Source organism: Exiguobacterium alkaliphilum 12/1 (genome assembly GCF_000714435.1).
Classification (GTDB): domain Bacteria; phylum Bacillota; class Bacilli; order Exiguobacteriales; family Exiguobacteriaceae; genus Exiguobacterium; species Exiguobacterium alkaliphilum.
In genome coordinates this window covers 1-12,144 of sequence record NZ_JJMW01000035.1, presented here as the reverse complement: position 1 = coordinate 12,144, position 12,144 = coordinate 1, and the positions used below count along the sequence as shown (strand labels likewise).

Annotated in this window: 8 protein-coding genes, 1 pseudogene and 2 riboswitches; of the genes and pseudogenes, 3 read left to right on the top strand and 6 right to left on the bottom strand. The window is 52.0% G+C overall.

Annotation, left to right across the window (positions count from 1 at the left end):
• Positions 1–284: 284 nt before the first annotated feature.
• A pseudogene (locus RT52_RS16190) lies at positions 285–1,091 on the top strand (VanW family protein); the annotation flags it as partial.
• 48 nt (positions 1,092–1,139) lie between these two features.
• On the opposite strand, the gene RT52_RS08060 reads toward RT52_RS16190, so the two are convergent.
• From RT52_RS08060 to RT52_RS08035, 6 genes are all read right to left on the bottom strand, one after another.
• Complete coding sequence (locus tag RT52_RS08060) at positions 1,140–2,498, bottom strand: NCS2 family permease (protein ID WP_034814642.1); 1,359 nt, start codon at positions 2,496–2,498, stop codon at positions 1,140–1,142.
• Positions 2,499–2,585: 87 nt separating this feature from the next.
• Positions 2,586–2,687: riboswitch (purine riboswitch) on the bottom strand.
• A 106-nt stretch (positions 2,688–2,793) separates the two neighbouring features.
• A complete protein-coding gene (gene guaA, locus RT52_RS08055) occupies positions 2,794–4,332 on the bottom strand; it encodes a glutamine-hydrolyzing GMP synthase (RefSeq protein ID WP_034814640.1) in 1,539 nt (512 codons plus the stop codon).
• 99 nt (positions 4,333–4,431) lie between these two features.
• Positions 4,432–4,531: riboswitch (purine riboswitch) on the bottom strand.
• 41 nt (positions 4,532–4,572) lie between these two features.
• On the bottom strand, positions 4,573–6,666 hold the full coding sequence (locus RT52_RS08050; protein WP_034814638.1) for a transglutaminase domain-containing protein: 2,094 nt from the start codon (positions 6,664–6,666) through the stop codon (positions 4,573–4,575).
• Positions 6,663–7,730, bottom strand: a complete 1,068-nt coding sequence (locus RT52_RS08045) for a DUF58 domain-containing protein (RefSeq protein ID WP_034807095.1) — start codon at positions 7,728–7,730, stop codon at positions 6,663–6,665. The genes RT52_RS08050 and RT52_RS08045 overlap by 4 nt, the downstream gene beginning before the upstream one ends.
• Positions 7,727–8,680: an AAA family ATPase gene (locus RT52_RS08040; protein ID WP_034814635.1), complete on the bottom strand. Its 954-nt coding sequence runs from the start codon at positions 8,678–8,680 to the stop codon at positions 7,727–7,729. The genes RT52_RS08045 and RT52_RS08040 overlap by 4 nt, the downstream gene beginning before the upstream one ends.
• 172 nt (positions 8,681–8,852) lie before the next feature.
• Positions 8,853–9,458, bottom strand: coding sequence for a flavin reductase family protein (locus RT52_RS08035; RefSeq protein ID WP_034814633.1), 606 nt, complete (start codon positions 9,456–9,458; stop codon positions 8,853–8,855).
• A 264-nt stretch (positions 9,459–9,722) separates the two neighbouring features.
• Here RT52_RS08035 and RT52_RS08030 point away from each other — a divergent pair, with 264 nt between their 5' ends.
• Positions 9,723–11,561, top strand: coding sequence for an ATP-binding protein (locus RT52_RS08030; protein ID WP_034814632.1), 1,839 nt, complete (start codon positions 9,723–9,725; stop codon positions 11,559–11,561).
• A gap of 200 nt (positions 11,562–11,761) precedes the next feature.
• On the top strand, positions 11,762–12,082 hold the full coding sequence (locus RT52_RS08025) for a hypothetical protein (protein WP_034807099.1): 321 nt from the start codon (positions 11,762–11,764) through the stop codon (positions 12,080–12,082).
• Positions 12,083–12,144: the final 62 nt, after the last annotated feature.

Here is a 12,144-nt window from a genome sequence, read left to right as displayed (position 1 = left end):
TTTCAAAGTTCGTCTGCCGCTCTTGGCGACTAAATGATAATAACATTTATCACTTTTAACTGTCAACAACTTTTCTCACGTTTGTGTGAGCGTCGCTGGCAACAGAGATAACTATAGCATCTACTTGTTCAATCTGGCAAGCATTATTCTAAAAAAACTTTAAAAAGTTTTTCGCCTCAGATTTCGACCTTTCAAAACTCTCCTTAGAGAACGAAGAGGAAATAATTCCCTCTTATCGAATACATCATTTATAATCAATTTCTATGACGAAAGGTGAACTCTTTATGCAACAGCTACGACCGAAACAACGTTCGGCCTTGCGCATCTTCGCCGGCACCCAAGTGTACACAATCCAACGCCGGCTTACATGGCTGTTCGACGGCAGAAAATATGCATCAAAACAGATGAACAACCCTCTTCCTTATTTGATTCACAAACATCGCACGCCGCTCTATCGTAAATTGCGCGATGTAGACATAGAGATGCAACAGAACAAAGTTCAAAATCTCAAAATCGCAATCCAGCGATTAAACGGCCTCATCATCGAACCAAAAGACGTCTTTTCCTACTGGAAAGCAATCGGGCGACCCACAAAACGAAAAGGTTATGTAGAAGGGATGATTCTCCACTACGGCAAAGTGACAAGTGGAATCGGCGGTGGTCTTTGTCAATTGTCCAACTTGATATATTGGATCACGCTTCACAGTCCACTCACCGTCACCGAACGTTATCGCCATAGCTATGACGTGTTCCCCGATTCAAGACGTGACCAACCTTTCGGCAGCGGAGCGACTTGTTCCTATAACTACCTCGACTTACAAATCACAAACCAAACCGAACAAGCGTATCAGTTACTTCTATATATAGAAGGAGATGGTCTCGTCGGGGAATGGCGTTCTGCCACCCCGGCCGTTGTCTCCTACAAGATCTATGAAGAAAACCACCATTTCACGAAAGAATGGTGGGGCGGGACGATCCGACATAACCAAATTTTCCGAGAGGTCAATTCTCTCGACGGCATCCTGCTCCGCAACGAATTCATCACAGAAAACCATGCGCTCACCATGTACGACCCTTTCCTACCTGAAAATACGGCATACAAAAAAACGACTCGTAATGAGCCGTTTTTCGTATGCCGTTTATGCGTGAGGCAAGAACATGAAGTATGCAAGGAAGATGACGAGCATCCCGTACATGATCGGATGAATCTCCCGCGTCTTGCCCTTTGCCATCATCATAAGTGGATAGAGGATAAATCCAAGACCGATCCCCGTCGCGATTGAAGAGGTGAGTGGCATCATCAAGATGGTCATGAAGGCCGGGATGGCAATCTCAAGTTTCTTCCAATCGATGTCGAGTAAAGCAGAAGCCATCAACACACCGACGATAATGAGTGCCGGTGCCGTGACAGGCGCCGTTACAACTGCAAGTAATGGTGAGAAGAAGAGTGCGAGACCGAAGAAGAGTCCTGCAAAGATGGCCGTAAGCCCTGAGCGACCACCAGCCGCAACACCAGCCGATGACTCGACGTAAGACGTCGCTGTCGACGTGCCGAAGATTGCACCTGCCACTGTCGCTGTCGAATCCGCCATGAGCGCCTTGCTCGCACGCGGAACTTTGTTGTCTTTCATGATTCCCGCTTGGCGCGCAACCGCCACGAGCGTACCAGCCGTGTCAAAGAAATCGATGAAGAAGAACGTCAAGATGACGACAAGCATTTGAATCGTGAAGACGTCCGCGAAGTTGATGAACGCTTGACCGAACGTCGAAGACATGCTCGGCGGCATTGAGACGACATCTGAGATCGCTGTCGGTGTCGGAACGAGGTTGAAAATCATCCCGACAATCGCCGTTAAGAGCATCCCGATGAAAATACCGCCTTTAATGTTACGGACCATCAAGAGCGCCGTGACCACAAGACCAAACACAGCTAAGAGTGTCGTCCCTGTGCCGAGTGCACCGAGCCCGACGACAGTCGCTTCATTCGAAACGACGATTCCTGCATTTTTGAGGCCGATGAATGCGATGAAGAATCCGATACCGGCTGCGACCGCCATTTTGAGCGGGGCGGGAATCGCATTGACAATCGTTTCGCGAATTCCTGAAAGCGTCAAGACGATGAAGAAGAGTCCTGAGACGAGGACACCCGAGAGAGCCGTCTGCCACGGGATCCCCATGCCGATCACGACACTGTAGGCGAAGAAGGCGTTGAGCCCCATGCCCGGTGCGATGGCGATCGGATAGTTCGCGAAGAGGCCCATCGTCACAGATCCGACTAAGGCGACAAGGCCGGTTGCAACAAAGATGGCACCGGTATCCATTCCCGCTGCCCCGAGGATGTTCGGGTTGACGAATAAAATGTACGCCATGGCGAGGAATGTCGTAAATCCTGCGACGAACTCCGTTTTTACGTTCGTTCCAAGTTCATTTAACTGGAAAAAGCGTTCAATCCGGCTTTCTGGTTGTTGCGTTGGTTCTTGCTTGAGCTGTGTGCTCATTGGTTTTCCTCCTTGGCTCGCCGTAAACGAGAAAAGGTCCCCGGCAAATGACCGAGGACCCCACGCGAAACATACAGGGACAGACGTCCCCCATCTATGTCTCGCCGTAGTGAAATCATTTAAGGTGATTTCGTAGAGACTCTCGGGCCATATTCCCGACATTATACGGCAAATTTAATTTAAATTGTTCGGATATAATAAGAACGTTTCTATCGTATCAGCGTCATTCGTGCATGTCAACACAAATAACGGATTTTAACGTTTTATTAATCCTTAATGTTCGGTTTTAGACTAATTACTCCCACTCGATCGTTGCCGGTGGCTTCGATGTGATGTCATACAGCACGCGGTTCACGTGGCTGACCTCATTGACGATACGGACCGAAATTTTCTCGAGCACGTCCCAAGGAATACGTGCCCAGTCCGATGTCATCCCATCGATTGACGTGACGGCACGGACGCCGACCGCATAGTCGTACGTACGCTCATCACCCATGACCCCGACTGAACGGATTGGTGTAAGGACAGTGAAATACTGCCAGATGTCACGCTCGAGTCCAGCCTTTTTCACTTCTTCACGAAGGATAGCGTCTGACTCGCGAACGATTTCAAGCTTCTCTTCCGTGATTTCACCGAGGACGCGAATCCCAAGACCCGGTCCTGGGAACGGTTGGCGCCAGACGATATAGTCTGGAAGGCCAAGTTCAGTACCGAGTTCACGCACTTCATCTTTAAAGAGCGTGTTGAGCGGCTCGATGAGTGTGAAGTTCATGTCTTCCGGAAGGCCACCGACGTTATGGTGCGACTTGATCGTCTGCGCCGTGTCTGTTCCGCTCTCGATGATGTCCGTATATAGCGTCCCTTGGGCAAGGAAGTCCATATCGACGAGTTTAGACGCTTCTTCGTCAAACACGTAAATGAACTCGTTGCCGATGATTTTCCGTTTTTGTTCCGGGTCAGAGACACCAGCGAGCTTCGCCATGAAGCGGTCGCGCGCATCGATTTTAATGACTTTCATGTTAAAGCCGTCCGCGAACGTCTTCATGACACTGTCCGCTTCGTTTTTACGGAGCAGACCGTGGTCGACGAACATACATGTCAACTGATCGCCAATCGCACGATGAACGAGCGCCGCGACGACCGATGAGTCGACACCTCCAGACAAGGCACACAGCACTTGCTTGTTCCCGACGATTTCACGAATCTTCTCGACTTCGATGTCGATGAAGTTCTCCATCGACCATTCGCCTTTTGCACCGCACACTTCGTAAATGAAGTTTTTCAAAATTTCATTCCCGTGCTCCGAATGACGGACTTCCGGGTGATATTGAACGCCGTACATCTTCAACTCGTCGTTCTTAATCGAAGCGACCGGACAAGACGGGTTCGTCCCGTCAACGACAAATCCTTCTGGCGCTTCCATGACGAGGTCGCCGTGGCTCATCCAGACGGTATGCTCGACCGGGAGTCCTGTATAGAGTGCCGAGGCTTCCGGTGTCGAGAAGAGTGTCGCTTTTCCGTATTCACGGTGTGCCGCCCGCTCGACACGTCCACCAAAGTGGTGCGTCATGAGCTGCATGCCGTAGCAAATTCCGAAGATTGGGATACCGAGTTCGAAAATTTCCGGGTCGCAGCGGTATGCGCCTTCCGCATATACGCTGTTCGGTCCACCTGAGAAGATGATCCCAGCCGGGGCGAGCTCACGAATTTCTGCAGCGGTCATCTTGTGCGAATGAAGCTCACTGTATACACCAAGGTCACGCACACGTCGCGTGATGAGCTGGTTGTATTGTCCTCCAAAGTCGAGCACCAAAATCATCTCTTGTTCCAACATCTTCACAAAACCTCCACCTTTCTGCCTTCATCTCAAAAAAAGGACGAGCCTCTCCCACGGATTTACCAAACCGAAGAAGAAGCACGCCCAATTCTTTGTATACGAAACGTGCTCCTTCATAGTCGGTCCATTACGGTGGTCCGGTAGAGACTCTCGCGCCAATTCACGAGTATATACGAAGGAATGCATTGTTCAATTATCTAACTAATGCGTCTATCTTACTGTATGCGCCTTGTCACTTCAACTCATAATTCGGCGAATCATGATTTTCCAATATTCTTTATATTTCGAATTCGGTGGTTGATCCGCATACACCGTCTGTTCAAACAAACGAGTCAAGCGAGTCATTTCTTCGGATTCATAGTAGGCGTCGACTTCCTTCGCAAGTTCGGACGGCGTCCGACCGTCAACCTTGAATCCCGCTGCTCGCAGTCGTTTCATCAAGTAGCGTTGCATCGCGACGAGTGACGACTCGCTAAGTGGACGGCGTATCCACCACTCGACCATGACAGCCCGTTCGACCGCTTTCCGGTTCCAGACGAGTACGGCAACTGCGAAGACGATCAGTACCCAGCCCCATACCGGGATGCGACGTGCTTCTTCCGGAAGCTCGCCCGTTGCGACATCGTCAATCGCGATATCTTCTTGCGGGCGGTTCGTCGGTTCGTTATCGTTATTGGCTTGCGGGTCGTTCGCGACAGGGTCCGAACCCGTGTCCGTTTCCGTCTCGACTTGAAGCAAGTTGGCGTCCGAAAAACTAATCGTCGCTTCGAGCGGGACCCAGCCCGCGCCTTCGACAAAGTATTCAATCCATGAGTGGGCGTGGCGGTTCCGGACCGTATACTCGGTCTCCCCTTGAATCACCCCACGCGCATCGCCCATCGTAAAGCCTTTCACCCAGCGCGTCGGTACGCCATTTGCCCGGAGCAAGACAGCAGCCGATGTCGAGAAGTTGTCGCAATATCCGAGTTGCGTGTCGAACAAGAACTGATCGACGTAGTCCGTGTCACCTTCCGGAATGGCGACGTCTTCCGTGTTATATTCGAACGCACCGTTTCGGAAGTACGCTTGAACGGCTTGCGCTTGCTCGAAAGGCGTCTCACTGTCGGCCGTGATGTCCGTTGCCAAGTCGCGGACGCGGTCTGGGAGCGAATCCGGTAGTTGGAGGTACGCTTGTTGTTCTTCATCCGTCAACGTCGTCACCGGTTCATTTAAATTGAGCTGATCTTCCGTGAACGACGGGACGCTATAACGCAACTGAATCGTCCGCGGCGTTGCCTGATTGTCGTTGTCGAACACGATTTTTCCGGAAGGTCGGATGTGAACCGTCTCGTTCGGGAATTGTTGCTCGATATCTCCGACACGGAACTCAGTCCCGCTCTCGGTCTCGACTGCTTGCGGATACTCTCCGCCATACGGGACGAACGTCTCGCGCCGGTCGAAGCGAAGCAACGCCTGTTCCGGCGTCGTGTCGACGTCCGGGTCGACGAGCTGCCCACGATTGAAATTCGAATCGAGGACGGGGGATTCCACCCAGCCTTTGCCGGTATAAATTTCTTTCGCCTCAATCCGCCAATAGCGGGCCGGGACACCGCGTGTGATGAAGACGATGCCGTCATCTTGTTCGAACGGACCACCGAGTTGTTCATCATTCACACCATATCCGACACGGCCTGTGCCCGACTGGCCTTCATTGACGGCGTTTTGGAAACTTGTCGTGATGCGGTCGGACCAATCGCCGTCAAGCGTCGGTGAGACACTCGCGAGCGCCAAGATGACGGTGGCGAGCAAGGCGATGCTCACGTAGCGGACGAGCGATTTGCTCGGCCGTTTCGCAAGATCCGTAACAAATAAGAGGAAGAGCGACGCCAAAATCGCGAGAACGATTTGTCCTTCGCCATCATATAGCGTCCACGTGTCGAAGTAGGCCATCAAGCCGAGCGTCGAGACGATCATCCCGAGGACAAATCCATAACTCGGATACGTCCGTCCGACGAGAATGGCGAATAACACTCCAATGAGCGCCATCGCCGAGAAGAAAATCGCCTCTTCCGGCAACGCGCCGCTGAGCACGCCGCTCAAATCTTCAAGCCACAGTCCGAACCAATCGAAGAGACTGCCGTGATAGACGTACAACACGGCCAAGAAATTAAAGACGACGACTCCGATTAGGCCATACCAAGGCAAAAGACTCGCAAACATCGGGACGAGTAATAAGAAGTAGAACGGCCACGTCACGTCGAACGTCGTGCTACCGACAATCGGCTCGACCCAAAACGACAACAAATAGGCGGCGAGCGCCGTGTAAACGATCCGTTTGATCCATGCGGTCATGTCGTCACCTCGTTTGCTGTATAGAGGTGGTAGCTACCTTGTGTCTCATGCATGAGTTCGCGCACCCATTTCGTTTCGAACGGGCTGATCAAGATGAGATTACCGGACTGCTGCGGCAAGTTCCGTTTTACGCGTTCGACTAGACGCCCTTCCGCTTCCGGCGTCGCCGTCAACAAGTAATGACCAACGTCGGCGCTTTGGTCCGGCAGGTGGAACAAGCGAACTTGCTCTTCAATCACATAAAGTTCAAACGGCAAGTTCTTTCGTTCGAGCTGTCGGATCGCCCCGACGAGGAGCGACAGCGAGCGTTCGAACGCTTCTTCGTGACCGGCAGATGCGGACGGGACGAAAACAAGGGATAGTTTTTTCTCTTGCTCTTGGTCGAACGTCTTCGTCATCAAGTTATCGCGCCTAGCGGACGCCTTCCAATCGATGCGACCGATGCGGTCCCCCGCTGCGTATTCGCGCACCCCACTAGTCGTGTTCGCGACTTCTGTATACGTCCGCGTCCGACGATACTGTTCGCCGCGGCCGCCGACGTGTTCGTCGCGCGGCAAATCAAACGGCAGTTCGGCCGGAGAGACTTCGACGACCGTCTCGAGCCGGAGCGTCCGGGTCCGGTCGAACAAACCGAACACGTCCCGCACGTGCAACTTCGTCCGGTCGAACACGTGAATGCCGCGCTTTATGTGGGCAATTTCATAATGGACCGTCTCTTTCCGGCGGAAGAAGCGATCGACCGAGGTGATGATCGGTTCCGTTTCATCCGTCAAACGCTCGGGCGGCTGTTCTTCTAATGTGACGATGCCGACGAGGAACGGGTATTTCCGTTCGATTTGGAGCTCGACGTCCATCGTTTGTCCGGAGACGAGACGTTTCGTCGTGACACGGCGCCAGACGTTCGCGGCGGTGACGGGATAAATCATGAACAGCGTCCAGTAGACGGTCAGGACGAGAAATGACCACCAGAGCGTCGAGGCGACGATGCTGCCTTCGATGCGCGCGAACGCGTACAAGCCGAATGCCGCCGCCCAAACGAGGAACAGCTTCATCCAGTTTTTCATCCTTCTTTGACCTCACGATCCATCGGGACCGGCATCTCGTCGAGCCATCCTTTAATGAGTTGCTCGGCCGTCCGTCCTTTGTAACGGGCTTCGGCCGTCAACAACACCCGGTGTCCGAGGACGCTCGAGGCGAGCGCTTTGACGTCGTCGGGTAAGACGAAATCGCGGCCATGGATATAGGCCCATGCCTGAGACGCCTTCATGAGCGCAAGCGTCGCCCGTGGACTGCCACCGAGGTACGTGTTCGCATCATTCCGTGATTCATGGACCAACCGGACGATATACTGTTTGACGGCACTCGAGACGTGAACGTTTCGCACTTCCCGTTGCATCTGCTCGACTTCCTGTTTCGTGACGACGCTCTGTAAGGCATCGAGCGGTTCGGTTTTTTCGAAGCGCGTCAAAAGGGATAACTCTTCATTGAAGGACGGATATCCCATCTCGATTTTAAGCAGGAACCGGTCAAGCTGGGCTTCTGGGAGCGGATACGTCCCTTCATGCTCAATCGGATTTTGCGTCGCCATGACGAAAAACGGAGATGGCAAAATCTTCACTTCCCCGTCCACCGTCACACTCCGCTCCGCCATCGCTTCAAGCAGCGCCGACTGGGTCTTCGGCGACGTCCGGTTGATTTCATCGGCCAAGACGATGTTGCCCATGAGCGGCCCCGGTCGATACTCGAACTCTTTTGTCTTTTGGTTATACATCGAGATCCCCGTCAAATCAGAAGGCAACATGTCCGGGGTAAACTGGACACGTTTGAACTCGAGATCGATGGCACGGCTGAACGTACGGACGAGCATCGTCTTCCCGACGCCCGGGACATCCTCTAACAAGACGTGCCCCCCGGCAAGCAGCGCCGTCAAGCTTTTCGCGATGACATCCTCCTTTCCGACGATTACCGTTTCGATGGCTTGAATGATAGATTGAACAGCTGGACGATAGGACATGGCCGACTCCCCTTTTTTCTCTTGTTCACTACAGTAATATAATTGAATGTTCTGACTTTATTGTGACACATTCGGCTAGTGGATTGAAAGAAATACAACGCCCCAATCGGCTATTCTTTCTTTACCCGAAAAAAGGCGCCCGACCTCGTCATGAGGCGGACGCATGGACCATTTATTTCGGACGTTCGATTTCGAACGTCTTGCCGAGTTCGGCGTAGAAGTTTCCGGCTAAGCGGCTGACCGGCGCCAATTTCGCCGCATCGATTCGCCCTGCTTCGTACAACGCGTTGTCGATATGAAAACGGACGACGCGGGCAACGAGTAAGTCGGCCGTCACCACGCCCTCGTGTTCAATCGGGACGTGATGGTGCAGGACACATTCCATTCTGATCTTCGCTTCGTTCACGCCTGGCGTCGCGATGACATCACTCGATGCAAGGGTGAACGACGTGCGGTCGAGTTCACTTTCGTCCGGACCGAGCGACGCGGCCGTCTCATTGACGAGGTTGACGTTCGTCTCGTCGACGATATGGATGACCAACTCTTCGGTCGCGACCGCATTGCGCGCCGTGTCTTTCATCACGCCGTCTTTTCGCTGAATCGAGACGGAGACGAGCGGTGGGTGTGACGCGACGATATTGAAATAGCTGAACGGGGCCGCGTTCACAATCTCGCCGTTCCGAGTCGTGACGAAAGCGATGGGACGAGGGATGACGCTGCCGATTAAAAATTTATACGTATCTCGTTCAGTCAGGGCTAGTGGGTCGATAGAGAGCATAAGGCACCTCATTTCAAATTAGTTTCTTCTTTTAAGCTAGTCCCCGCTCCCCGTCCCTGTCAAACGAAAGCACATCGGAATGTGTAGCTTTCTAAAAATCGGGGTATATCGCTCTAGATAATGTGAATTTCAAAAGATAGATATGTTGAATATGAATTGGATGAGCAGTTCAGTTTTCATTAAGGGTAACCTTTTGTATATTTCGAGTATTAGATGAATCGTTTGGAGATGGTTTTTGGGATAAGGAAGGAAGTAGAGCGTACTATGGGCAAGTGGGTTGAACAATTGAACAGTCGTCAAATCCTCGGCATCCTGTATGGCGTGTGTGTCATGAGTCTCGTCTTAACGGCGACCGGAGCGTGGTTCGTCCGAGACAATACCGTCTCACCTGGCGAGTTATTGACACTGCGCTGGATTTGGATGGCCGGGTTAGTCATGTTTATTAGCGCAATCTTATTGATTGGGCGGCCTCTGATTAATCGAATGGCTTCGCAAAATGAACGCATGCGCGCTAAACACGAAGAGTTAGAACATGTGCTTCAGGCGTCGAAGCAGAACGAGACGAAACTACAGTATCGGAACGAACTGATTGAGGTGTTGGCTTCAAAAGAGTCACTCTTCGATTACTCATCGGTCATCGAAAAGATCGTCCTGTTGACCTCGGCCGAGTTCGGGGCGCTTCTCCTCGTCAAAGACGGTGAAATCAGTTCGGTCGTGCCAAAAGAGATGACCGAAGAGCAGCAGGAAAGTTTGAAGACGAAGTCGCTTCTATTGAAACGAGTGATGATTTCAAAGTTGCCGGCTGCGACTTCAAAGAAAGTCGCCGATGATTTGCATGAGTATCCGTACTATATTTATGAGACGGTCATCCCTGTCATGGACCCGTCTGACGACAAGATGATCGGGTGCTTGTACCTTGCACGTTATGATGAACAGTTCGATGCGAGTGAAAAGTCAGAGTTGAACGCCTTCGCGAACCAGCTCGCCATTTCGTTGTTGCGGATGCGTCTGTACCGTCAGATGCAACAAGACCGAAAAGAGACGGCACAATTGATCAATTCCGTGCGCGAAGCGATTCTCTACCTGAACTATGAAGAAGAATCGGTCGTTGGAAACCGCGCCTTCATCCGGATGTTCGATGACTTGCAATTTGATTATCAAGGCTATGAAGAATTAGCTGACGTCAAAATCGATATCGAACAGTTGGCCGAACGTGTCGACCAACGTGACCACTTCATCAGCTATGTCGAGCACGTCTTCGACCGCAAACCACCAGAAGAAGGACTTTCAATCTCCCTTGACCAAGGCGACTGCTTCCTACAAGTCTATGCCGAGAGCATCTATCGCGACGGCAAGCTACACGGGACGATGCTCGTCTTACGTGACGTGACGGCGGAGACAGAAATCGACCGGATGAAGTCCGAACTCGTCTCGACCGTGTCCCATGAATTGCGAACCCCGCTCTCGTCCATTTACGGATTCACGGAGTTGATGCTCGAGCGTGACTTGAAAGAGAGCCGTCGCGAGCTGTACTTGAAGACGATTCATGACGAGGCGAAACGACTCTCGTTCCTCGTCAGCGATTTCCTCGACCTTCAAAAGATGGAGGCCGGAAAGCAGACGTTCGAATGGGAACGGGTCGACTTATATGAACTCGCCCGTGACAGCATCGGTTTCTATCAAGAGACGACGGACGCTCACCACATTCATCTCGATGCCGATTCGACGCAAGACTTCACAATCGAGGCCGACCTCGAGGGCATGCGTCAATTGCTCGGCAATCTGCTGAGTAACGCCGTCAAGTATTCACCGGATGGCGGTAACGTCCTCGTCTCGCTCGAGCGGCTTGAAGGCCAAGTCGTCATGAAAGTCCGGGATAATGGGATCGGGATTCCGTCCTCGGCGTTACCGAACTTGTTCGGTAAATTCTATCGGGTCGATAACTCAGATCGCCGCAAAATCGGCGGGACCGGCCTCGGTCTTGCGATTTGTAAAGAGATCGCGAAAGCCCACGACGGACATCTGCATGTCGAATCCGTCTACGGGGAAGGCAGCACGTTTATTTGTGAACTACCGACTTCAAAAGAAGTCGTCCATCAGTGAGCGCGACCGGGACCACCCCGGTCGTGTTTTTTCGACTAGTTGCACTTTTATGAAGGTTTTTTTTACATAATCTAGAAAAAGACAAGTATTAGCGCAAAGCGGGAATGCGATGGTGACCTATGTGATTATTCTCCTACGCCACCGCCCGAAAAACCGCTATACTAAACAGGAAGAGATCGATACGATTGGAGGTCATGACGATGGACCATCGCGACCCACCGACGTTCTCAGAACTAGGTGACTTTAAACAATGGGGACGTTTCGACGTGACCGTTCCGTTGGCAGGCGGACAAACCGAATTTCAAGCTGCGGTGACGACAGTGCGGAAGCATATTCCACTCCGTCTTGGTGGCTTCTATATTATCGCGAATGAGGATGGGATTTTGCACAGCGGTTCCCATGACTCGAACTTGCAAAAGCATATCATCCACCTCTTGCAACAAGTCCATAACGGCCATGTCGAAATCGAGGCACTCCAAAAAGAACCGTATTGGACCGTCCATTACTTCACTACCCCTTGAGAGACGATTCGGGCGTCTCTTTTTTTGCGTACGATGAATTATAAAATTAAGTGCAACACCCA